This is a genomic window from Microbacterium sp. LS_15 (assembly GCF_041954735.1).
Taxonomy (GTDB): domain Bacteria; phylum Actinomycetota; class Actinomycetes; order Actinomycetales; family Microbacteriaceae; genus Microbacterium.
In genome coordinates, this window is the sequence record NZ_JAVAYD010000001.1 from 60269 (window position 1) to 81529 (window position 21261).

The following is a 21261-nucleotide window of genomic DNA, read 5'->3' on the forward strand; positions in this document are numbered from 1 at the left end:
GTCGATACGACTAGACTGACGATTCCATCGGGGGAGACCTCGAGTAGGCGATCTGGGAGGAGGTTCCGATGATTCTCGTACGGCAGGAAATCGGCGATGTTCTGAGGGACTTCCGTCTTCAGAAGGGGCGGACGCTCCGCCAGGTCGCGAGCAAGGCGTCTGTCGCCCTCGGATACCTCAGTGAGGTCGAGCGTGGACAGAAAGAGGCCTCGAGCGAGATCCTCGCGTCGGTGGCCGATGCGCTCGACGTCCCGATCTCGACGATCATGCGCGAGGTCGGTGACCGCATCTCGGTTCTCGAGGGCATCCAGGTGTTCCCCGACGTCGTCCCCGACGACCTCGTGGCTGCTGTCGAGCCCGAACTCTCGCTCCACTGACATCGAGTCCCCGACTCTTCATGCGTCGTAGTGAGTTCCTCCGCGCTGTGGAGGCCGAATTCGGTGGGCGTGCGTCGTCCCTGGTGAGCGACCTGGTGCTCACAGGATTGTCCGGTCGTACGGCCGAGGGTGCCCTGGACGCGGGGATTCCTCCGCGCGACATCTGGCTCGCGCTGTGTGCTGAGACGGATGTGCCTCTCGAGCGCCGCCACGGCGCCGGGCGGCTCGAGCCTCGCAAGCGCTGAGCCGCGACGGCGGAGCGGAGCGGCTTCGAGATCCGCGACGTCTTCCTCGGCGTGTCGTCGAAGATGTGTTCGAAACAGGCGTAACGTTCTGCACAAGTGGTTCGGAGGCCACGTTCTCCCCGTTCATTGGGCTCACGCGATGCAATGTCGGTGGCCCCTCGTACGGTGATAACAGGCCGAAGAGCCATACGCCTTGTCGGAGAGTTCGTCCCGATCCCGGGACGACCGCGACAGCCTACAGGCGGCACCACGCGAGCATAAGGAGCACGTCATGCCATCACCCGCAGACCGCGAGAAGTCCCTCGAGACCGCACTCGCTCAGATCGACCGCCAGTTCGGAAAGGGCTCGGTCATGCGGCTGGGCAGCGATGAGCGCGCCCCCGTCGCCGTGATCCCGACCGGTTCGATCGCTCTCGACGTCGCTCTCGGCGTCGGCGGGCTCCCGCGTGGCCGCATCGTGGAGATCTACGGACCCGAGTCATCGGGTAAGACCACGCTCACGTTGCACGCGATCGCCAACGCCCAGCGCTCCGGCGGCATCGCAGCGTTCATCGACGCGGAGCATGCGCTCGACCCCGACTACGCCGCCAAGCTCGGCGTCGACATCGACGCGCTCCTCGTCTCGCAGCCCGACACGGGTGAGCAGGCGCTCGAGATCGCCGACATGCTCGTGCGCTCCGGCGCGATCGACCTGATCGTGATCGACTCCGTCGCAGCCCTCGTGCCCCGTGCTGAGATCGAGGGTGAGATGGGAGACTCGCACGTCGGCCTTCAGGCTCGCCTGATGTCGCAGGCGCTCCGCAAGCTGACCGGTGGTCTCAACCAGACCAACACGACGATGATCTTCATCAACCAGCTGCGCGAGAAGATCGGTGTGTTCTTCGGATCGCCGGAGACCACGGCCGGTGGAAAGGCGCTCAAGTTCTACGCGTCGGTGCGCATGGACATCCGTCGCATCGAGACCCTCAAGGACGGCACCGACGCTGTCGGAAACCGCACCAGGGTCAAGGTCGTCAAGAACAAGATGGCTCCTCCGTTCAAGCAGGCGGAGTTCGACATCCTCTACGGCGTCGGCATCTCCCGCGAGGGCAGCCTCATCGATTTCGGCGTCGACCACGGCATCGTGAAGAAGTCGGGGTCCTGGTACACCTACGACGGAGATCAGCTCGGACAGGGCAAGGAGAACGCCCGCACGTTCCTGATCAAGAATCCCGACATCGCTCTCACGATCGAGACGCAGATCAAGCAGAAGCTCGGGATCGGCGGGCCGGCTGCTGCTGCTCCCGGTGACGAGCTCGCCGAGCGTCGTCCCGCGTAGAAGCCATGCGCAGGCAGTTCGACGGTCGGGGAACGACTGCTCCTATGACCGGAGCGTGCGATGAGTGATCATCATGGGGGCGAGTCCGAGCGGCTCGCTCCCGTGACGCCGCTGTTCGGCAGGCGGCGCGGGGCATCCGAATCCGACGACGCGGGGGATCGGATTCCGCGCCTGGACGAGCACGGGTCGCGCTCGCACGGGTCGCGCTCGCATACGACGGGAGACGGCGTCTCGGACAAAGCCCGTCGCGCAGCCGAAGTGGTCGTCCCGCGACGCACCGGCGATGCGGGACTCTGGCGGTCGACCTGGAACGGCGACGACCTCAGCGGATCGATGGCGGAAGAGGCGTCGGACGGTTCCCCGAGCGAACGCCATCCTGCGCGGGGTGCGGCAGGACGAGGTCCCCGTCTGCGTCCGCTCAACGCTGTGCCCGATTCTTCGAGCGATGCATTCGGAGAGGCGGGAACGGGCGCGCGGTCTCCGCACAGCGATGAGGAGATCCGTGCGGCAGCGGAGGAGCTCCTCGTGCGCAAGCTCCGCTCGCGCTCGCTGTCGGTCTCCGAAGCGCGTCTCGTGCTGCGAGGCTACGAGAACGACGGTCGCCGTCTCGATGCGCACCAGGTCGACGATGTGGTCGCGGAGTTCGAGCGGCGCGGCTATCTCGACGATGCCGTGCTCGCCGAGCAACTCGTCACCGGGGGAGTGCAGCGCAAGGGGCAGGGGCGCGTCGCTCTCACTCGTGCGCTCGCTCAGCGAGGAATCCCGCGCGAGGTCATCGACGCCGCTCTCGAAGAACTGCCGGATGACGACGCCGAGCGTGCCCTCGAGTTCGCCCGGACCAAGGCGACGTCGCTGGCCCGGCTCGATCCCGACACGGCGCTCCGCCGTCTTGTGGGGCAGCTCGCGCGCCGCGGCTACAACGGCGGAGTCGCCATGAGCGCGGCGAAGACCGCGCTGGCGGAAGCGTCCGGCCGCGGGTCGAGCGGAGTGCGCTTCGTCGACTCGGACTGATTCCACGACGATCGGATCCTCGCTGCCCGCTCGCGCTCCGTCGAGCACAGCCGGTGTCCCGTCGACACGCTCGTAGAATGGAATCATCATGAGTATCCCGCGCAGCGAGCCGACGATCATCTCCTCGTCGTCGGCGGCGATCGACCACGACGGCAGACAGCGTTCCTACGAGGTGCGCACCTTCGGCTGTCAGATGAACGTGCACGACTCCGAGCGTCTCTCCGGGTCGCTCGAGAGCGCCGGTTACATCCGGGCGGATGTCGGCGACGAAGCCGACGTCGTCATCATCAACACCTGCGCGGTGCGCGACAACGCAGCGGGCAAGCTGTACGGCACACTCGGACAGCTCGCTGCTGTCAAGCGGCGCAAGGACGGCATGCAGATCGCCGTCGGCGGGTGCCTCGCGCAGATGGACAAGCAGGCCGTGCTCGACAAGGCGCCATGGGTCGACGTGGTCTTCGGCACGCACAACATGGGCTCGCTCCCCGGACTGCTGGAACGCGCACGTCACAACGGCGAGGCGGAGATGGAGATCCTCGAGTCGCTCGAGATCTTCCCGTCGACGCTTCCGACCAAGCGCGACTCCGCCCACAGCGGGTGGGTGTCGATCTCCGTCGGCTGCAACAACACCTGCACGTTCTGCATCGTCCCGAGCCTGCGAGGCAAGGAGAAGGATCGCCGACCCGGCGACATCCTGAACGAAATCCGGCTGCTCGTCGAAGACGGCGCGATCGAGGTCACGCTGCTCGGACAGAACGTGAACTCCTACGGTGTCGAATTCGGTGATCGACAGGCCTTCGGCAAGCTCCTCCGCGCGACCGGCGAGATCGAGGGACTCGAGCGCGTCCGCTTCACCAGCCCGCACCCCGCGGCGTTCACCGACGACGTGATCGACGCCATGGCCGAGACTCCGAACGTGATGCCTCAGCTGCACATGCCGCTGCAGTCCGGCAGCGACCGCATCCTCAAGGCCATGCGCCGTTCCTACCGGAGTGAGAAGTTCCTCGGCATCCTCGAGCGCGTTCGCGACCGGATCCCGCACGCCGCGATCACGACCGACATCATCGTCGGATTCCCCGGCGAGACCGACGAGGACTTCGAAGACACCATGCGGGTCGTCGAGCAGTCGCGCTTCGCCAGCGCCTTCACCTTCCAGTACTCCATCCGAGAGGGCACTCCGGCGGCCACGATGGCGGATCAGGTGCCCAAGGCAATCGTGCAGGAGCGTTACAACCGTCTCATCGCCCTGCAGGAGCGCATCTCCCTCGAGGAGAATCAGAAGCAGGTCGGTCGCGAGGTCGAGGTGCTGGTCTCGACAGGCGAGGGCAAGAAGGATGCCGAGACGCACCGCCTCACCGGACGAGCGCAGGACAACCGACTCGTGCACTTCGAGGTCACCCCCGGCTCCGACCTTCCGCGCCCCGGCGACGTCGCGACGGTGACCATCAGCCACGCGGCGCCGTTCCACCTGCTCGCCGACGATCCGACGGGAGCGCCCCTGCGCATCCGCCGAACCCGCGGTGGCGACGCCTGGGACCGCGCCCAGGCGGAGTCGTGTGCGGTGCCCGCTCCGGCGTCCTCCGGCGGAGCACGAGCGGTGTCGCTCGGCCTCCCCACGCTTCGCGTCGGCGTGTGACCGCAGACAGCGTCGCCTCGGCGTCGGGCACTCCGAAGCTGTGGGTCGTCGTCGGTGCGACGGGGACGGGCAAGAGCGATCTCGCCCTCGACCTCGCCGAAACCCTGCGTGCGCGAGGCAACCGCGCGGAGATCATCAACGCCGATGCGATGCAGCTCTACCGGGGCATGGACATCGGCACGGCGAAGCTGACGGTCGACGAGCGTCGCGGCATCCCGCACCACCTGCTCGACGTGCGCGATGTCGACGAGGAAGCGGCCGTGGCCTGGTACCAGCCGCTCGCACGCGCCGCGGCGGCTGACATCCACTCCCGTGGAGGCGACGCGATCCTCGTCGGCGGATCCGGTCTGTACGTCTCCAGCGTGGTCTTCGACTTCGCGTTCCCGCCACGCGACACCGCTGTCCGCGATCGACTCCAACGAGAACTCGACGACAGCGGTCTCGACGCGCTGCTCGCCCGGCTGAGGCGACTCGACCCCGCCACGGCGGATCGCATCGACGCCAAGAACGCGCGACGAGTGATGCGAGCCCTCGAAGTGCTCGAGCAGGGGAGCGCGACCCACGGGGCCGCACTCCCGTCGGAGCCTGCGCTCTGGCACCCCGACACCCGAATCGTCGGCCTGCACGTCGACAGGTCGCACCTGGTCGAGCGTCTCGACGAGCGCGTGGAGCGGATGTGGCGGGCGGGTCTCGTCGAGGAGGTCGCCGGCCTCCGCTCCCGTGGGCTGGAGCGCGGCGCGACCGCTCGCCGAGCCATCGGGTATGCCCAAGCCCTCGCGCAACTCGACGGGCAGCTCTCCGAACGCGAGGCGATCGAGCAGACGCAGGCGCTCACGCGTCGATACGCGCGTCGACAGGTCTCCTGGTTCAAGCGGTACGCCGATCTCGAATGGCACGACGCGCCCATCGACGCGGGATCACTCCTCTCGAGGTGAGTCGAGCTCACCGAGCGGCGCCCGTGCAGCAGGCGCGGTGTGCGCCGCGAATGTCGGAGGTCGGTGGGAACCTGGCGGCATGACCACCCACTTCTACACCGCGTCGAGCCTCGACGGCTTCATCGCGACAGACGATCACTCCCTCGACTGGCTGCTCTCGCAGGACATCGACCAGGACGGCCCGATGGCGTACCAGGAGTTCGAGCGGGGGATGGGTGCCCTCGCGATGGGTGCGTCGACGTATGAATGGGTGATGCGACATGAGCAGGGCACGTGGGGGTACGCACAGCCGACGTGGGTGTTCACGCACCGCGACCTCGACCGCCCGGAGCAGGGCGACATCCGCTTCGCTCAGGGTGACGTCGCGGCCGCGCACGCGGAGATGGTCGAGGCCGCCGGCGGGAAGGACGTCTGGGTGGTCGGCGGGGGAGACCTCGCGGGGCAGTTCGCCGACGCCGGGCTCCTCGACGAGGTGTGGGTGCAGTACGCCCCGGTGACCCTCGGCTCGGGCGCTCCACTGCTTCCCCGTGCGCTCACCCTCGAGCTGCGGGAGGTCGCCCGCAACCGCGCCTTCCTGTGTGGTCGCTACCGCGTGGTCAAGGACTGAGACCGCGCGATCCTAGACTCGGAGGATGGCCTGGAGCATCCGCGCATTCGACGATCGTGACACGGAAGCGGTCATCGCACTCTGGGAGGAAGCCGGTCTCACCAGGCCCTGGAACGATCCGCGCCGAGACATTCAACGGAAGCTCCAGGTGCAGCCCGAGCTCTTCCTCGTCGCCGTCGACGACAGCGACGACAGCGACGGCACCGACGGCATCACACCGCGCATCGTCGGTACGGTGATGGCGGGGTACGACGGACACCGCGGCTGGCTGTACTACCTCGCGACCGCTGTGAGCCATCGGGGGCGCGGTGTCGCCCGCGCCGTCGTCACGGAGGCCGAGCGGTTGCTCCTCGCCATGGGGTGCCCGAAGATCCAGCTCATGGTCCGCGAGGGCAACGAATCGGTGCTGGCCTTCTACGACAGCCTCGGATACGAGCGCTTCTCGGTGAGCAACACCGGCAAGCGGCTGATCGTCGACGCATAGCCGCGATCCCTAGACTGGAGGCATGGTCGCATTCACCAAGGGGCACGGCACGGGCAACGACTTCGTCATCATCGCCGACCCCGACGGCACGCTCGAGCTGAGCGCGGAGCAGGTCGCTGCGCTCTGCGACCGTCACTTCGGAATCGGCGCAGACGGCATTCTCCGCGTCGTGCGTTCAGCGGCGATCCCGGAGGGACGTGCCTCCCTCGACGAGGAGCCCGCCGCCGAGTGGTTCATGGACTATCGGAACGCCGACGGATCGCTCGCGGAGATGTGCGGGAACGGCATCCGCGTCTTCGCCCACTACCTGCTGCGGTCGGGCCTCGCGACGCTGGAACCCGGATCGACCCTTCCGATCGGCACCCGCGCAGGGGTCCGCGACATCACCCGCAGTGACACCGGATACCAGGTCGACCTCGGCGCATGGCGACTCTCGGGCGGCGACCCGCTCGTGAAGGCCGACGGCCTGGCGGTCACGCGTCCGGGACTCGGCATCGACGTCGGCAACCCGCACGTCGTCGTCGCTCTCGCCGAAGACGCCGAGCTCGCCTCCCTCGAACTGCACCGCGCGCCGGAGCTCGACCCCGCACCGCCGCACGGCGCGAACGTCGAGTTCGTCGTCCCCGCCGAGCCGCTCGTGCGGGACGGGATCGGGCATGTGCGCATGCGCGTGTCCGAGCGAGGCGTCGGGGAGACGCTGAGCTGCGGCACGGGAGTCGCGGCGACGGCATTGGCGGTCCGCCACTGGGCGGGCGCGCACGCGCCGGATCACTGGCGGGTCGAGGTCCCGGGCGGCGTGCTGGGCGTGCGGATGTTCCCCGCGGAAGACGGAGAGCACGTCGGCCTCTCCGGACCGGCACAGCTCGTGTTCAGCGGCGAGGTCGAGCTGGTCTGACCCGCCCTGCTCGCCGGCGTGTCAGTCGTCGTCGAGGGGCACCGTGATGGGCTCGGTGGGCGGGGTGCCGTGCTTGCGCACCTTGAGCACCCGGTATCCCTTGGCCGTGGCGGTGCGGTAGACGCTGAAGCCGGGGTGGAAGGTCGCGCCGATCCAGCGCTGGAGCGAGTCCGCGCCGAGATTGCGCTGCACCACGAGCCAGGCGTCGCTGCGTTCGTCGAGGCGTGGGATCCACTTCTCCAGCAGGCCGTGCAACTCGTTCTTCCCGACGCGGATCGGCGGGTTCGAGCGGATGGAGCGGAACATCACGTCGCCGGGAACATCTTCAGGGCGACGGGCGTTGACATTGGTGAGGCCGAGAGACGCCGCGTTGCGGCGGACCAGGTCGAGAGCACGCTCGTTGACGTCGACCGCCCAGACGGTCGCGTGCGGCGAGGCGAGCGCCATCGACAGGGAGATCGGACCCCACCCGCTGCCGAGGTCGAGAAGATGGCCTCCCGGCGGCACAGGAGGCGTATTCGCGAGCAGGACCGCAGTTCCGGCGTCCAGCCGATCCGGGCTGAAGACGCCACCCGCTGTGGTGACGTCCAGCTCGCGGCCTGCGAGCGATACACGGATCGTGCGCAGGTTCTCAGGACTCGCCGGGGCCGCAGTGAAGTAATGGTCGGACCCCATACCGTGAGCGTAGCGGACAGCGCGGGCTAAGGTTAAGGCTCGCAACCAAACCCAGAGAACAGGGACGGATGACGGATACCACGACACACTCGACCGGCGACGACGCGCTCGACCGCGTGCTCTCGAACGCCGAACGGCGCACCGAGCCGCGAGTCTTCGGCGCAGCGCAGGCGCTGCAGGACCGCGAGACGGCGGCGCACGCGACATCGGACGGGGAGCAGTGGGACCTCGAGGATCGTCACGCGCTCCGTCGCGTCGCGGGGCTCTCCACGGAGCTCGAGGACGTCACCGAGGTCGAGTACCGGCAACTGCGGCTCGAGAACGTCGTCCTCGCCGGCGTGTACCCGCAGGGTGCGCAGGACGATGCCGAGAACTCGCTGCGTGAACTCGCCGCCCTCGCCGAGACGGCCGGCGCCGTCGTTCTCGACGGAGTGCTGCAGCGTCGACCGCATCCCGACGCCGCCACCTATCTCGGGCGCGGCAAGGCGCAGGAGCTCAAGGACATCGTCGCGGCGGTCGGCGCCGACACCGTGATCGCCGACACCGAGCTGGCGCCCAGCCAGCGTCGCGCGCTCGAGGACGTGGTGAAGGTCAAGGTCATCGACCGCACGACCGTCATCCTCGACATCTTCAGCCAGCACGCGAAGAGCCGCGAGGGCAAGGCGCAGGTCGAGCTCGCTCAACTCGAGTACCTCCTGCCGCGTCTTCGTGGGTGGGGTGAGTCCATGAGCCGTCAGGCCGGTGGCCAGGTCGGCGCCGGCGGCGCGGGCATGGGCTCCCGCGGACCGGGTGAGACGAAGATCGAGCTCGACCGTCGCCGGATCCGCACCAAGATGGCGCTGCTGCGCCGGCAGATCCGCGACTTCGGTCCCGCTCGCGAGGCGAAGCGCGCCGAGCGCAAGCGCAACACGATCCCTTCCGTCGCGATCGCCGGGTACACGAACGCCGGCAAGTCGAGCCTCCTCAATGCGCTCACGAGCGCGGGCGTGCTCGTCGAGAACGCGCTGTTCGCGACTCTCGACGCGACCGTGCGTCGATCCGAGACGTCCGACGGCCGCGTGTACACGCTGACCGACACCGTGGGGTTCGTGCGCAACCTGCCGCACCAGCTGGTCGAGGCCTTCCGGTCGACGCTGGAGGAGGTGGGCGACGCCGACGTCGTGCTGCATGTGGTCGACGGTTCGCACCCCGATCCGGCGGGTCAGCTGCAGACCGTTCGCGATGTGATGGGCGATGTCGGGGTCAGGGACCTGCCCGAGCTGGTCGTCTTCAACAAGGCCGACCTCATCGCACCGGACGAGCGCCTTGTGCTGCGGGGCCTCGAGCCGAAGGCGCACTTCGTGTCGTCGCGGTCGGGCGAGGGCATCGACGAACTGCGCGCGGCGATCGAGGAGGCTCTGCCGAAGCCCGCAGTCGAGGTGCACGCGGTCGTCCCGTACGATCGCGGTGACCTCGTCGCGGCGATCCACGAGACGGGCATGCTCCTGTCTGTGGACCACCGGGAAGACGGGACCCTCGTGCACGCGCGGGTGTCGGAGCGGCTCGCCGCCGACCTGGAGCCCTTCGCGGTCGACGCCTGACGGTCAGGCAGGCCAGGGCAGAGGGTCAGCGGGCGAGGAAGCGCGCCTCGACCGTCGCCGAGATGACGATGTCCTCGGGCTCGTACTCCATCGCCGGCGTCGCGTCGGCCGCGTAGGCGGCGCCTCTGGACGCCTTCATGATCACCGGGGGCATCGGCGATGGCTGCCCGCTCGAGATGAGGCCGACGTCGGCGATCTCACGGGGTGTGACCTCGACCAGCCCCAGTGCGCCTGCGTAGGCCTCCGCGCGCGTCACAGCGACGCTGACGGCCTCGGCGGCCACGGTCCGCTCGGTCTCTGCGCGGGTCGCGGGCGTGAGGTGCCAGTCCACCCAGCCGAGCTCGACACCGTCCCAGGGCGAGACCTCGGAGACCCATTCCGACAGGTCAGGCGCCTCGGCGAACGTGGCGGTGAGGTCGATGCTCGCGTAGTACACGGGAGCGAGGCGCTTGCCCTCGGTGTTCCAGGGGCGCTCGGCCCGCACGGAGAGTCGCTTGCTCGTCCAGTCGACCACCGCTCCGGTATCCGCCCTGCTCGTGATCGAGTCGCGCACGGGCTCGGTGAGCCGCGTCACCCGGTCGACGACGGCTGCGCGATCCGGGCCGTCCGCGCGCACGCTGACCTGGATGGTCGCCCGTTCAGGTGCGATGCGCGTCTCGTGTTCTCCGCGGACCGTGATGGTGACTTCGCTCATGACCGCGACTCTACGCCAGGAGTTCGGAGGGGGACGGAATGGCAGAGACCGCTTCGACGTTGTAGTCTGTGATGCTCGGGGACTTCGCTCCCCGAGGTGAAAAATCCACAGAGTGACAGCGGCTCCTTCGAGAGAAGGACCACGGGGCTGATCGGTTTCGACAGCGCCTGTGAATCCACGAGAAGCGGGCCGAGGATGCAGAGTTATCTCGTAAACGCTCTCTGCAAAACAATAGTTGCCGAAACCAAGCGCAACGACTTCGCCCTCGCTGCCTAAGCGAGCCCGATAGTCCGTCAGACCGTATGTGATTCCGATACGGATCCTGGCGTCATCTAGGAATCTTGCTGCGTGACGGCGTCTGGACGTCACGTGGGACTCTTCCCAGGCTGGGCTCGTCGACTTGGGTGTCTGTGACAAAGGTCGGAGCCGAGCAGAACGCTTCCACAGACTGCGCCCGGAGAAGGCGTGGAGACTCAGCGTTGGACGGGGGTTCGATTCCCCCCAGCTCCACCAGGTCGCTGTCACACGGAACGAGGCCCGCCTCCCTGGTATCACGAGGGAGGCGGGCCTTCTCTGCGTACAGGAGGTGCGCAGCGGCGAGGTCAGGAGGTCGGGACGAGACCGGTCCCGACTGCCGTCGGAGTATGCTGCGGACCGGCATCCCTTTCAGTCGGCAAGGAAGGTTACGCCCGACCTTCGCATCACGCCATGGGGTGTGTCGCCGGGTTCGATGAACGTACGGTCGGAATTCAGAGCCGATCCCCGAACGCGGAATGGGGTTCCGACGGGGCGCTCCGACGGAGGGGTTCTCACATTCCGGTGGCGTCGTCTGCTTCGTGAGAACCCCTCCTTTGTCGAGGATCGGGCGATCTGCCGAGCGACGGACAACCTGCGAGTGCACACATCTTGAGGGCGTATCGTCAGTGGATGAGTGCACAACTGAAGAACGATTCCCCGCTCGGCCTCGGTTCCGTCCTGGTCGGCTCCCTACCGCCGACGCTGATGACGGACGACGCCCCCGATCGGTACACCGTCGAGGCGGTGTTCACCAGGCAAGCGGACCGCGACGAAGCCGCTGCGATTCACGACGGTGCGACCCGCGATCACCTGACGTCGTCCGGGTTTCCCACCGTCGAACTCCGCGTATCGGACCGACGCCTCGAGATCGCCAACACCAACCTCGAAGAACTCCGCGACGGTCTTGCCACCGTGATCGCAGACCACCTCGCCGCGATCAGCCTCGCCCTGCGCGCTGAACGAGAGCTGGCCGCGCTTCGATTCAGCGAAGCGACCGAGCTCGAACAGCGACGCGCAGCCGCCGTCGCGGATCTCGCCGAATCCGTGGTGTTCTCCCGCCCCGCCCACCCGGCAGCACACGACGCGATCGTGGCGAGCGGACCCCGCTGAACTGCCCGATCGCCGCGGCGGGGTCCGCCCGTCCCCATGGCACGATGATCCCACCGTCGACACCCCCGCACCACCCCGTGTCCGCGCGGGGGCTTCGTCGCGCCCGCGTACTCCGCGGCGCTGGCACGGGATCAGCGGGAGCCGTCGAGGGCGTCGAGCGCAGCGCGCGCCGCTGTCACGGCATTCTCGGCCTCGTCGGCGGCCCGCGACGCCTCTGCGCGGCGTTCGCTCGCGTCTGCGGCATCGGTCATGGCGTGTTCCGCCTCCCTGCGGGCGCGGTCGAGTTCTTTCTCGAGCTCGGCCACTCGCGAGGTGAGGTCGTCGATTCGGCCGGCCGCTTCCTCGGCGACGCGTTCGGCCTTGGCGGCATCGCGCGCAGCCCGCTCGCGGGCCTGCTCCGCCTCGCGCACCGCCCGTTCCGCGTCGCGGCGCGCGCGGCGGGCCTTCAGTTCGTCGGGCGGTGCCGAGGGCGCGAGCGGCGCGGAGGGGAGGCCGCCGCCGACGATCGTGTCCATGGCGTCGGCGAACGTCCCGGTGGGCTCGAGCTCCCGCACCAGCCGGCCCGAGGCGACAGCGGCTGCGGCATCCGGGTCGAAGAACGCCGCGGAGATCGTCTGCTGCACGGCATCCCTCGTCGACGGGGTGACCCGCTCGCCTCTCGATTCCGCGAGATCCGCCGCGGCTGCCGCCAGCCGGGCGGTGAGCGCGCGGCGATCGCGTCCGAGCTGCGCGAGTGCTTTCGCGTCGAGGTCCTCCTGCGCCTCGCGCAGCTCCGCCGCGAGCTGCAGGGCCTCGCCGAGCTGGGACGCGCGTTCGCTGGCGAAGACGTTGACGACCCAGGCGGCGACGGACGGCTTGCGCAGGGCGCGGATGCCGGTCGCCAGCGCCTTGTCCGACGTATCGGCGGCTCGGGCGTTGCGTGCGGCGATGAAGTCGCCGAGCGGCTGGGTGTAGAGCTCGGCTGCGATCTCGGAGAGGGAGGATGCCGCGCTCATGCGAGCGAGGTTACACCGCGGCGGACTCGCCCACCTTGTCGATGGCCGCGGTCTCTGCGGGCTCGGGCACGAGATACATCCCGGTGGGGGTGTTCGCCGTGTAGGCGAGAGCTTCGACCCAGGCGCGGTTGACGGAGGGAGAGCGGCTGCCGAAGTACTTGAAGACGATCGAGCTGCCGGAATGGATCCAGACCGTCGTGCGGCCACCGCCGACGCTGGAGTCCTCGCGCCACGAGAAGGGGAACGGCTCGCCACGGCGCAGCTTCGCGGTCATGACCAGCTGGATGTGGGTGAGGGCGCGGTCCTCGATCTCGACCTTCGGTCCGCCCTCGTAGATGAACTTGCCCATCCTCGGTCCTTCTGCTGCGTCACCACGGAGCTTGCATCACAAGGCACGATCGGGTGATCGCTGAGTGGAGATGGTCTCACTCTCACACGCCGCGACGCAGCCGGTATGCCGGCGGCGAGGGTGGCGTGCTTCCTCTTCGCCCGGTGTAATCACCGGTGCGCGGAATGTGCTCTTCAGCCAGCCCAGTCGATGAGGATGAGTCCCTGGCGGGTATCGGCGAACTTCACCCATCCGTCACCGAACAGGTACGTCATGCCGTAGCCGTCTTCGTCGGTGCCCATCGAGAACTGCGGGTTCTCGGTCAGGTAGATGCCGTCGGCACCGTCCTCGCGTGTCCAGCCCTCTCCGAGTAGCGCGGTCTGCGCGCGCGACGCGTCGTCCGGATCGATCTGCGACCACCCGTACAGCTGGCCGTGGTCGGATGCGACGCTGTAGTCCGCCCAGAAGCACAGCAGACCGTCGGGGAGCGGCACGTCGCCGATCACGAATTCCTTCTCCTCGAACGTCCACCCCTGTGAGGTGAGTGCGTCGACGGTGCCCGGCGAGATGATCGTGTCGCAGGCCGGTTCCGCAGCGTCAGCGGTCGGAGTCGGCGACGACGCGGGCGCGGGCGTCGCACTCGGCGTCGGCTTCGGCGCATCGGGCGTCGGCGAGGCGTCCGAGTCGGGCGTCGCCCCGCACGCGGTGAGCGCGAGGGCGAGGAGAAGGATGCCGAACACGGCGGCGGGGATGCGGGGCTTCATCGCTGGCTTCCGGATCAATCGTGCAGGAGCTCGAGGAACGCGTCGTGGAGGACGCCGTTGGTGGCGAGTGTCGACAGGTCGGAGATCGTCTCCGCGCCGTCGAAGCCGGTCATGCGTCCGCCGGCTTCGCGGACGATCGGCACGGCCGCCGCGATGTCGTACTCCTTCACGTCGAACTCGGCGACCATGTCGATGCGGCCTTCGGCGAGGAGCATGTAGGCGTAGATGTCGCCGTAGGCGCGGTCGCGCCACACGCGGTCGGCGAGGCGGAGGAGCTGGTCGCGGTGACCGGCGCGCGTCCACTGGGCGATGCTCTGGAAGCTCACACTCGCGTCATCGAGGGAGTCGACCGCCGACACCTCGATGCGCCGGGGGTCGTGATCGGTCGCGGTCCACGCGCCGAGGCCCGCAGCGCCCCACCACCGTCGTCGGAGTGCCGGCATGCTCACCACTCCGACCTGCGGCACGCCGTCGATCGCGAGGGCGATCATGGTGCCCCAGAGCGGCACGCCCCTGAGGAAGTTCGCCGTGCCGTCGATCGGGTCGATGATCCATTGCCTGTGGGTGTCGCCTTCGGCGCCGAACTCCTCGCCGAAGACGCCGTCGTCAGGGCGCTCGGTCGAGAGGACGTCGCGGATCGCGCGCTCGGTGGCGAGGTCGGCATCCGTCACGTGCGAGCTGTCCGCCTTCCTCGACACCTGCAGGTCGGCGGAGTCGAAGCGGGGCAGGGACTGCGCGTCGGCGGCGTCGGCCAGCCGGAGGGCGAGCTCGAGGTCGCGGGACAGGTCGGCGGCAGCGGGGGTGGCGGTCACGCCTCAAGGATAACCGGCGTCGTTTCCAGGCGAGCGGCAGCGGCGACATGCGGCGACACGCGCGGGCTCGATGCGCCCCGGCCTCGATTTCGCCCAGCGCTCGTCGGCTGGTAATGTAATTCCTCGGTCGGGGAATCACCCGGACCACGCACCTCTAGCTCAATCGGCAGAGCAACTGACTCTTAATCAGTGGGTTCAGGGTTCAAGTCCCTGGGGGTGCACGGATCAGCCTCGGAATCTCTCGCCAGATTCCGGGGCTTTTTCGCGTCCACGGCGCCCCGTGCCGGCGGGCGCTCACACCACGGCGACGACGGTTCCGTCTGTCAGAAGCGTCAGGGTGTCGAACGTCAACGGCATCACGGTGTGCGGAGGACCGGCCGCCGCCCAGATGACATCGTGGTCGCGCAGTGCCTCGTCGATGAACGTGCGCAGGGGAGAGGGGTGCCCGACGGGCGCGACGCCGCCGATCGCCTGTCCGGTGGCCTCACGCACGACGGCGGGCGGAGCCATGGACACGTCGACCGCCCCGATCGACCGCGCGAGAACGTCGAGGTCGACGCGATGGCCGCCGCTCGTCATCACGAGGATCGGCGCGCCGTCGGCCTCCAGCACCAGGCTGTTCGCGATCGCCGCGACCTCGCAGCCGATGGCGTCGGCTGCCGCCCTGGCCGTCCGAGCGGAGTCCGGCAGCACCCGGATCTCCGCCTCGACGCCCGCGCGGGCGAGGTGCTGGCGGACGAGGATGCTGCGCTCGGAGAGATCGGCCATGGCCCCACCGTACCGAGACGGTGGGGCCATGCGATCACGCGGCGTCGCCGATGAGGATCGCCGCGGCATCCTCGGTCTCGGCGTCCGCAGGCTCGTCGTCGATGTGCGCGAGAGCCTTGCGTCCGAGGAACACGGTGAGAGCGGCGATGAGCACGGCCGCAGCGGCCACGAGGTACGGCACGGTGGCGTTGAGCGCGTGCCACAGGGCTGCGGCGAGCGGCGGCGCCATGGCTCCGCCGAGGAACCGCACGGCCGAATAGGCGGAGGAGGCGACGGAGCGGGGCAGGTCGGTGGCCTCCATGACCGCCTCGGTGAGCACGGTGTTCATGATGCCGAGCAGCAGACCGCCGATGACGATGCATGTCACGAGCGCGGCGGCGGACGAGACCAGCAGCCCGGCGACGACGAGGTCGACGGCGAGGAGCGGGAGGACGAGGAGGATGACGCGGGTGCGCGGCATCCGGCGCATGAGGAAGGGTGCGACCCAGACGCTCGTCACAGCCAGCGCTACGCCCCAGCCGAAGAACGTGAACCCGATGCCCATCGCACCGAAGCCGAGGGGGAACGGCGAGAACGCGAGCAGGATGAAGAAGCCGATGTTGTAGAACAGCGCGGCGACCGCGAGGATCGCCAGGGCCGGACGCCGCAGTGCCGTGAACGGGGCGGAGAACGGCACGGGTGTGCGCTTCTCCTGCGGGCCGCGCAGCAGCACGAGAACCGCCACGAACGCGATCGCCATGAGCACCACGACACCGAAGAACGGGGCGCGCCAGCTCTGCTCGCCGAGGATGCCGCCGAGCAGCGGACCGATGGCGATGCCCAGACCGAGCGCGGCCTCGTAGAGCACGATCGCCGCGGCGCTGCCTCCGGACGCGGCGCCCACGATCGTCGCCAGCGCGGTGGAGATGAAGAGCGCGTTGCCGAGTCCCCATCCCGCGCGGAAGCCGATCACGGCGTCGACGCTGCCGCTCAATGCGCACAACAGCGCGAAGACCACGATCAGTGCGAGGCCGATCAGCAGGGTGCGCTTCGCGCCGATGCGGCTCGAGATCCAGCTGGTGACGAGCATCGCGACGCCCGTCACGGCGAGGTAGCTCGTGAAGAGCAGCTCGGTCTCGAACGGACTCGCCTGCAGGGACTCCGCGATCGCCGGGAGGATCGGATCGACGAGCCCGATGCCCATGAAGGCGACGACGCAGGCGAAGGCGACTGCCCAGACCTGTGCCGGCTGCTTCCACACGGAGGTGGTGGTACTGCTGCTCACTGCGATGCTCCTGTCGAGTCGGTGGTGGTGTGCGCGGCGAGGATCTCGGCGGCCCTGGTCAGGGCTCGCCAGTCGTCGGCGTCGAGATCGGTGAATCGCGGTGCCAGGGTGTCGCGGAACTCCTCCCGCCACGCGTGCAGGGCGCGGGATCCCTCCGGAGTGATCGCGACCGCGGTGGCCCGGGAGTCCTCGGGGACGGGGGAGCGCAGCACGAGGCTCTCCCGCTCCAGTGCGCCGAGCAGTCGCGTCATGCCGGGCTGCGTGGTCCGCGCGGCCTGGGCGAGCTCGCCGACCCGTCTCGGTCCGTTCTGCTCGAGTAGGCTCAGGACGCGCCACTGCGCGGCCGGGGCCTCGTTCCCGGCGTCCTGAGCGGCGATGCGCGCGAGGGCATAGGAGGAGAGGACGAGCGAGGGGATGACGTCCTGGCGATTCATACCATGAAGTATATACCCAATGGTATGTAAAGGAGGTCAGCGGCGTGCGCCCGAGATCCGCGCTGACAGCTGATGGGCGTGCGCGAGCAGGATCCGTCCGAGCTCGGGCGTGCGATCGGGGCTGAAGCGGAACTCCACGCCGGTGAGGCTGAGGGCCCATTCCGGGCGGCCCTGGCGATCGAAGACCGCTGCCCCCAGGCCCCAGCTGCCCTCGACGATGAGCCCGGGGTTCACGGAGTAGCCGCGCTCCTTGGTCTCGACGAGGCGGGTGCGCAGCGCTGCCTCACCGTGCGTGCGACCCCATCCTTCCGCGAGTTCGGGGTGGCGGTCGAGGTAGGCATCCACATCGTGGTCGGGGAGGAAGGCGAGGATGGCCAGCCCGGCGCTGGCGACGCCCAGCGGGAATCGCACGCCTTCGCTGAGCACGAACGACCGGATCGGGAACGAGCCCTCCTCGCGCAGCAGGCAGACGGTCTCATCCGCCCGTCGCACCGAGAGGAATGCGCTCTCCTCGGTCTTGACGGCGAGCGAGCGCACGATGTCGCGAGCAAGTGCCGTGATGTCGTACCGGGCCGCCGCGACAGATCCCATGAGGAAGAGCTCGGGCCCCGGCATCCAGCGTCCGGTGTCGTCGGAGCGGTCCACCAGACCCTCGGCGCGCAGCGCGGACAGCAAGCGGTGCGCGGTGGACCGCGAGAGGTCGGCCGCCTGCGCGAGCGACTGCAGGCTCGCTCCGTCCGCGCCGCCGGCGGTCACCAGCCGCAGCAGCGAGGCGGCGCGGGCGATCGCCTGCGCCCCGGGGACGGTGCGGATCTGTCGTTCCATAATGTGGACGCTAGGTGAGAGAGCGGCCACATCGCAAGAGCGGGCTTCCTCCGAGGCCCGCGGAGAGCGCACGCTGGACGAAAGCACGTCTTCGAAGGAGCACACGTGATCGACAAGCAGTGGGCGTCCGCCTCGGACGCCGTCGCCGACATCCCCGACGGAGCATCGCTCGCTGTCGGCGGTTTCGGACTCTCCGGCAATCCGATCGCCCTCATCGAGGCGCTGCTCGCGCAGGGCACGACGGGCCTCAGCATCGTCAGCAACAACTGCGGCGTCGACGACTGGGGGCTCGGAATCCTCCTCCGCGCCCAGCGCATCCGCAAGATGACCTCGTCGTACGTAGGGGAGAACAAGGAGTTCGAGCGGCAGTTCCTCTCCGGCGAACTCGAACTCGAGCTGACCCCGCAGGGCACCCTCGCCGAGAAGCTGCGCGCAGGCGGCTCCGGCATCGCCGCCTTCTACACGCAGACCGGAGTCGGCACGCAGGTCGCCGAGGGAGGACTCCCGCGCCGCTACCGCTCCGACGGAACCGTCGATGTGGCGTCACCGGCGAAGGACGTGCGGACGTTCGACGTCGCAGGCACGCCCCGTGAGTACGTCCTCGAGGAGGCGATCACGACCGACTTCTCGCTCGTGCACGCTCTCGCGGGCGACCGCCACGGCAACCTGATCTTCAACAAGGCCGCCCGCAACTTCAATCCGCTGGCCGCCATGGCCGGGCGCGTCTGCATCGCGCAGGTCGAGCGCCTCGTCGAACCGGGCGAACTCGACCCGGACAGCATCCACCTCCCCGGTGTCTTCGTGCATCGGGTCGTCAAGGTCGGCACCGACATCCCCAAGCGCATCGAACGGCGCACCGTCGCCACGGAAGGAGCCTGACATGGCGCTCACGCGTGACGAGATGGCCGCGCGCGCCGCGGCCGAGCTCGAGGACGGCTCCTACGTGAACCTCGGCATCGGGCTGCCGACCCTCGTACCGAACCACGTGCCGTGCGACGTCACGGTCGTGCTGCAGTCCGAGAACGGCATCCTCGGGGTCGGACCCTATCCGACCGAGGATGCTGTCGACCCCGACCTCATCAACGCGGGCAAGGAGACCGTGACCGTGCTCGCAGGCGCCGCGTTCTTCGATTCGGCGACGAGCTTCGGGATGATCCGCGGCGGGAAGATCGACGCCGCGATCCTCGGAGCGATGCAGGTGTCGGCGAGCGGCGACCTCGCGAACTGGATGATCCCGGGCAAGATGGTCAAGGGACCGGGCGGCGCCATGGACCTCGTGCACGGAGCCGCGCGGGTGATCGTGCTCATGGAGCACGTCGCGAAGGACGGGTCCGCGAAGATCGTGAACACGTGCAGCCTCCCCCTCACCGGTCGCGCGGTGGTCGACCGGATCATCACCGACATCGCCGTGATCGACGTGACCGCAGAGGGTCTCGTGCTCGTCGAGACAGCTCCGGGAGTCACCGTCCAGCAGGTGATCGACGCCACCGAGCCGCCGCTCATCATCGCCCCCGCACTCGCACACTGACCGCGAGCCGACCGCAGACATCGGAAGGATGCCGACATGACACACCACACCGCACCCGACGACCACGACGTCGTGATCGTCGCCGCAGCGCGCACCCCGCAGGGCCGCCTCAAGGGGCAGCTCGCCCGTTTCACCGCCCCGGAGCTCGGCGCTCTCGCGATCCGTGGCGCCCTCGAGCGGGGAAGCGTGGATGCCGCCGACGTGGATGCCGTGATCGTCGGTCAGGTCCTCGCTGCCGGGTCGGGGCAGAACGCCGCTCGCCAGGCCGCGATCGGCGCGGGCATCGGCTGGGACGTGCCCGCGCACTCCGTGAACAAGGTCTGCTTGTCGGGCCTCACCGCGATCATCGATGCGGCACGGATGATCCGCACCGGCGATGCCCAGGTCGTGGTCGCCGCGGGGATGGAGTCGATGACGCGCGCCCCGCACCTGCTGATGGGGTCGCGCGACGGATGGGCGTACGGGTCGGTGGAGGTGCTCGACCACATGGCGTACGACGGACTGACCGACGCCTTCGACCGCGAGAGCATGGGGGCGTCGACCGAGCGGCACAACGAGCGCTACGAGGTGTCGCGAGAGGCACAGGACGCGGTCGCCGCGCTCTCGCATCAGCGTGCGGCGGCTGCCCAGCAGGCCGGAGTGTTCGACGCGGAGATCGTGCCCGTCGAGGTGCCGCAGCGCAAGGGGGAGCCCCTCGTGGTGTCGACGGACGAGGGCGTGCGCCCCGACACCACGGTCGAGTCGCTCGCGGGACTTCGAGCGGCGTTCGCCCAGGGCGGTTCGCTGACCGCCGGGAACTCGTCGCAGATCTCCGACGGCGCCTCCGCCGTCGTGGTGACCACGCGCGGCACGGCGGCCGCGAAAGGCTGGGACGTGCTCGCCACCGTCGGCGCGAGCGGTCAGACGGCCGGGCCGGACAACTCACTGCACGCGCAGCCGGCTCGCGCCATCGAACAGGCCTGCGAGAAGCAGGGCATCGCTCCCGCCGACCTGGACCTCGTCGAGATCAACGAGGCGTTCGGAGCCGTCGTCGCGCGGTCGCAGTCCGAGCTCGGCCTCGACAGCGCGGTCGTGAACATCCACGGCGGCGGCATCGCGATCGGGCATCCGATCGGCGCATCGGGCAACCGTCTGGTCGTCCACGCCGTGCACGAACTGACGAGGCGCGGCAACGGAGTGGCGGCCGTCGGACTGTGCGGCGGCGGCGGTCAGGGCGAAGCGCTCCTCCTCACCCGCTGAGGGGCCGCCTCACCCGGTGAGAGCGAGGCGGTGGACGGTCAGCGCGAGCGCTTCAGTTCCTTGGAGAGGTTCTTCTCCTTCTTCTCCCGCTCCTTCTGCTGCTTGGCGTAGACGGGGGAGTCCTTCGAGACCGGCTTGCCCTGCTTGGCGCGCCGGGTGTCGATGACGGCGCCGATCGCGAGGGCGAACGTGATGCCCCAGCTCACCCACGCGAGCGCGGCGCGCCAGGTGATCGGCGTCTCGCGGGAACCGCGGAGCAGGGAGGCGCCCGACATGATCGCGCCGAGGAGTCCGGTGCTGGTGAGGTAGTTCATGCCACACACGCTACCCGGCGTGCGGCGCGGCTCGCCCAGCCTTGACAACCCGGCGCGACCCTGTCAGGGCGCGCGGCAGCCGGAAGCCGTCCAGCGACAGCCGATCGGAGCGCGGTACCATGGAGG

25 protein-coding genes, 1 tRNA gene and 1 other RNA gene are annotated in these 21261 nt (G+C 69.0%); 16 read left to right on the forward strand and 11 right to left on the reverse strand.

All coding sequences use genetic code 11. From position 1 onward, the window contains the following. The first annotated feature begins 68 nt into the window (after nt 1-68). From RAC69_RS00290 to dapF, 9 genes are all read left to right on the forward strand, one after another. Complete coding sequence (locus RAC69_RS00290; protein ID WP_144877397.1) at nt 69-377, forward strand: helix-turn-helix domain-containing protein; 309 nt, start codon at nt 69-71, stop codon at nt 375-377. Between the two features lie 20 nt (nt 378-397). After that, nucleotides 398-622 carry a DUF3046 domain-containing protein gene (locus RAC69_RS00295; RefSeq protein ID WP_341934743.1) on the forward strand — a complete coding sequence of 75 codons (225 nt, stop codon included), beginning with the start codon at nt 398-400 and terminating at the stop codon, nt 620-622. 271 nt (nt 623-893) lie between these two features. Then, nucleotides 894-1940, forward strand: a complete 1047-nt coding sequence (recA, locus tag RAC69_RS00300) for a recombinase RecA (protein WP_096715854.1) — start codon at nt 894-896, stop codon at nt 1938-1940. Between the two features lie 60 nt (nt 1941-2000). Beyond that, nucleotides 2001-2951, forward strand: coding sequence for a regulatory protein RecX (locus RAC69_RS00305; RefSeq protein WP_375084365.1), 951 nt, complete (start codon nt 2001-2003; stop codon nt 2949-2951). A gap of 88 nt (nt 2952-3039) precedes the next feature. After that, nucleotides 3040-4587: a tRNA (N6-isopentenyl adenosine(37)-C2)-methylthiotransferase MiaB gene (gene miaB, locus RAC69_RS00310; protein ID WP_375084366.1), complete on the forward strand. Its 1548-nt coding sequence runs from the start codon at nt 3040-3042 to the stop codon at nt 4585-4587. After that, nucleotides 4584-5522, forward strand: coding sequence for a tRNA (adenosine(37)-N6)-dimethylallyltransferase MiaA (miaA, locus tag RAC69_RS00315; RefSeq protein WP_375084367.1), 939 nt, complete (start codon nt 4584-4586; stop codon nt 5520-5522). The genes miaB and miaA overlap by 4 nt, the downstream gene beginning before the upstream one ends. A 79-nt stretch (nt 5523-5601) precedes the next feature. After that, a complete protein-coding gene (locus RAC69_RS00320; RefSeq protein WP_375084368.1) occupies nt 5602-6129 on the forward strand; it encodes a dihydrofolate reductase family protein in 528 nt (175 codons plus the stop codon). Between the two features lie 25 nt (nt 6130-6154). Further along, nucleotides 6155-6613, forward strand: a complete 459-nt coding sequence (locus RAC69_RS00325) for a GNAT family acetyltransferase (protein WP_375084369.1) — start codon at nt 6155-6157, stop codon at nt 6611-6613. Between the two features lie 22 nt (nt 6614-6635). Beyond that, nucleotides 6636-7508 carry a diaminopimelate epimerase gene (gene dapF, locus RAC69_RS00330; RefSeq protein WP_375084370.1) on the forward strand — a complete coding sequence of 291 codons (873 nt, stop codon included), beginning with the start codon at nt 6636-6638 and terminating at the stop codon, nt 7506-7508. 21 nt (nt 7509-7529) lie between these two features. Here dapF and RAC69_RS00335 read toward each other — a convergent pair whose 3' ends face one another. After that, nucleotides 7530-8183, reverse strand: coding sequence for a class I SAM-dependent methyltransferase (locus RAC69_RS00335; protein WP_375084371.1), 654 nt, complete (start codon nt 8181-8183; stop codon nt 7530-7532). Between the two features lie 68 nt (nt 8184-8251). Between RAC69_RS00335 and hflX the strand changes: the two genes are divergently transcribed. Further along, nucleotides 8252-9763: a GTPase HflX gene (gene hflX, locus RAC69_RS00340; protein ID WP_375084372.1), complete on the forward strand. Its 1512-nt coding sequence runs from the start codon at nt 8252-8254 to the stop codon at nt 9761-9763. A gap of 25 nt (nt 9764-9788) precedes the next feature. Here hflX and RAC69_RS00345 read toward each other — a convergent pair whose 3' ends face one another. Next, nucleotides 9789-10457 (reverse strand): SIMPL domain-containing protein, encoded by a 669-nt coding sequence (locus tag RAC69_RS00345; protein ID WP_375084373.1) that lies wholly within the window; start codon nt 10455-10457, stop codon nt 9789-9791. A gap of 143 nt (nt 10458-10600) precedes the next feature. On the opposite strand from RAC69_RS00345, the gene ssrA reads away from it, so the two are divergent. After that, nucleotides 10601-10970: a transfer-messenger RNA gene (gene ssrA, locus RAC69_RS00350) on the forward strand. A 414-nt stretch (nt 10971-11384) separates the two neighbouring features. Then, on the forward strand, nt 11385-11864 hold the full coding sequence (locus RAC69_RS00355; RefSeq protein WP_375084374.1) for a hypothetical protein: 480 nt from the start codon (nt 11385-11387) through the stop codon (nt 11862-11864). A 131-nt stretch (nt 11865-11995) separates the two neighbouring features. Here the strand turns inward: RAC69_RS00355 and RAC69_RS00360 are convergent, their stop codons facing one another. The 4 genes from RAC69_RS00360 to hisN form a co-directional block, all read right to left on the reverse strand. Next, the gene (locus RAC69_RS00360) at nt 11996-12859 is read right to left on the reverse strand and encodes a transposase (protein ID WP_375084375.1); all 864 of its coding nucleotides are present in this window, start codon (nt 12857-12859) and stop codon (nt 11996-11998) included. 10 nt (nt 12860-12869) lie between these two features. Continuing rightward, nucleotides 12870-13208 (reverse strand): ATP-dependent DNA ligase, encoded by a 339-nt coding sequence (locus RAC69_RS00365; RefSeq protein ID WP_375084376.1) that lies wholly within the window; start codon nt 13206-13208, stop codon nt 12870-12872. A 173-nt stretch (nt 13209-13381) separates the two neighbouring features. Further along, nucleotides 13382-13951 (reverse strand): hypothetical protein, encoded by a 570-nt coding sequence (locus RAC69_RS00370; RefSeq protein WP_375084377.1) that lies wholly within the window; start codon nt 13949-13951, stop codon nt 13382-13384. A 14-nt stretch (nt 13952-13965) separates the two neighbouring features. Further along, entirely contained in the window at nt 13966-14763 is a 798-nt protein-coding gene (hisN, locus tag RAC69_RS00375; RefSeq protein ID WP_375084378.1) for a histidinol-phosphatase, read from the reverse strand. 148 nt (nt 14764-14911) lie between these two features. Here hisN and RAC69_RS00380 point away from each other — a divergent pair. Continuing rightward, nucleotides 14912-14984: transfer RNA gene (locus RAC69_RS00380), tRNA-Lys, on the forward strand. Between the two features lie 73 nt (nt 14985-15057). On the opposite strand, the gene RAC69_RS00385 is transcribed toward RAC69_RS00380, so the two are convergent. From RAC69_RS00385 to RAC69_RS00400, 4 genes are read right to left on the reverse strand one after another with little or no spacing between them, the layout of a single operon-like run. Continuing rightward, nucleotides 15058-15531, reverse strand: a complete 474-nt coding sequence (locus RAC69_RS00385; RefSeq protein ID WP_375084379.1) for a YbaK/EbsC family protein — start codon at nt 15529-15531, stop codon at nt 15058-15060. A 34-nt stretch (nt 15532-15565) separates the two neighbouring features. Then, nucleotides 15566-16795, reverse strand: a complete 1230-nt coding sequence (locus RAC69_RS00390; RefSeq protein ID WP_341934706.1) for an MFS transporter — start codon at nt 16793-16795, stop codon at nt 15566-15568. Further along, nucleotides 16792-17229 (reverse strand): MarR family winged helix-turn-helix transcriptional regulator, encoded by a 438-nt coding sequence (locus RAC69_RS00395; protein ID WP_375084380.1) that lies wholly within the window; start codon nt 17227-17229, stop codon nt 16792-16794. The genes RAC69_RS00390 and RAC69_RS00395 overlap by 4 nt, the downstream gene beginning before the upstream one ends. Before the next feature lie 36 nt (nt 17230-17265). After that, complete coding sequence (locus RAC69_RS00400; RefSeq protein WP_375084381.1) at nt 17266-18054, reverse strand: IclR family transcriptional regulator; 789 nt, start codon at nt 18052-18054, stop codon at nt 17266-17268. A gap of 105 nt (nt 18055-18159) precedes the next feature. On the opposite strand from RAC69_RS00400, the gene RAC69_RS00405 reads away from it, so the two are divergent. From RAC69_RS00405 to RAC69_RS00415, 3 genes are read left to right on the forward strand one after another with little or no spacing between them, the layout of a single operon-like run. Next, nucleotides 18160-18933: a CoA transferase subunit A gene (locus RAC69_RS00405; RefSeq protein WP_375084382.1), complete on the forward strand. Its 774-nt coding sequence runs from the start codon at nt 18160-18162 to the stop codon at nt 18931-18933. A 1-nt stretch (nt 18934) separates the two neighbouring features. Further along, on the forward strand, nt 18935-19582 hold the full coding sequence (locus tag RAC69_RS00410) for a 3-oxoacid CoA-transferase subunit B (protein ID WP_375084383.1): 648 nt from the start codon (nt 18935-18937) through the stop codon (nt 19580-19582). 36 nt (nt 19583-19618) lie between these two features. Next, nucleotides 19619-20821: an acetyl-CoA C-acetyltransferase gene (locus tag RAC69_RS00415; RefSeq protein ID WP_375084384.1), complete on the forward strand. Its 1203-nt coding sequence runs from the start codon at nt 19619-19621 to the stop codon at nt 20819-20821. Nucleotides 20822-20859: 38 nt separating this feature from the next. Here RAC69_RS00415 and RAC69_RS00420 read toward each other — a convergent pair whose 3' ends face one another. After that, nucleotides 20860-21135, reverse strand: a complete 276-nt coding sequence (locus RAC69_RS00420) for a hypothetical protein (protein ID WP_096715909.1) — start codon at nt 21133-21135, stop codon at nt 20860-20862. Nucleotides 21136-21261: the final 126 nt, after the last annotated feature.